The organism is Ligilactobacillus acidipiscis DSM 15836 (assembly GCF_001435755.1).
Lineage (GTDB): Bacteria > Bacillota > Bacilli > Lactobacillales > Lactobacillaceae > Ligilactobacillus > Ligilactobacillus acidipiscis.
In genome coordinates, this window is record NZ_AZFI01000296.1 from 1 (window position 1) to 1,086 (window position 1,086).

1 pseudogene is annotated in these 1,086 nt (G+C 38.2%); it reads right to left on the reverse strand.

The annotated features are described in order from the left end of the window. Positions 1–239 precede the first annotated feature (239 nt). Positions 240–1,086, reverse strand: a pseudogene (locus tag FC65_RS12965) (transposase); the annotation flags it as partial.

Here is a 1,086-nt window from a genome sequence, read left to right on the forward strand (position 1 = left end):
TATTAAACTGGAAACGTTTTGTCCCAGTCCCTTGATATGACTGACTAAAAGTGGCAGGACTTTGTTCTAATTGGCTTAGAAGATGTCATGCTGAGGTAGCTTGCGGTTGAAACTAAGACGTAAAGCAGAAGTTAACGAACGAATTGGAAATGCTTGATACACTACAGTCAACGAGCTAGGCCAAGGTATTAATAATGCCTAAAGTGTTTGAGCAAATTATTAGAATTAGACGCGTAATGCTAGTTTGTAATAATTTCATCTTCACCAAAACTAAAAAAACCTAGATCATAAACAAAAACGTTCAGTTCAATCTTTAACCAAAAGCCGACCCATGAACGTGTTAAATTGCGTTCAATGCCATAATTATCTACCAACATTTAAAAGCGTGATTCTATAGTACGGCGCAACTGCTTTAAGGTGGGCTATTATGTTTCTGGGCGTACGGTAAAAGATAACCTATTTTTCTGAATTTTGCCTTTAGGAGCTATCCGCCAACCCCACATCAAAAACAAAAGGGCAAGGGCAACCTGCAATTAAAGTTGACGCCACTTGTGTATCGTGCGTGCACTGAGGCTGGGGTTACAACATAGTTCAAAAACCATTAGTCGTGACGGCAAAATGAGTTTTAAAACCATAAAATTTATGGTTTTAGTGGCGTTATATCCCCAATTAGCCAGAGCGGGAAAAATCTTGACGCGTTTATTCCTGACCTTGGCATAGTGGGTTTAGGTAGGCTATCAATAATAGCAATAGTGATCTGCCCATATGTGCGAAGTCACGGTTTTTAATCCTTGTCCCTGGCAAAGAGTGCTGCGCTCGTCGATCAAAACGTGTTCGCTCGAGCCTAGTTTGCTGCGGAATAAACTACTTAGCTCGCCTGAAAAATTCACGTTGTGATCGTGTATTACGGCTTACCTGCAAAAAAAGTAAAGATAAAACATTTATATCTGAAACTTGAATATGATCAACATTACGCTGGTTGTAAATAAAAGCAGGACAATATTTATGATACAAATAACCACAAATTTGTTTTAATTGTGCTAAATTGGTTTGTAGATTATGACGTTTTTGTTTAAACTTTAAGTG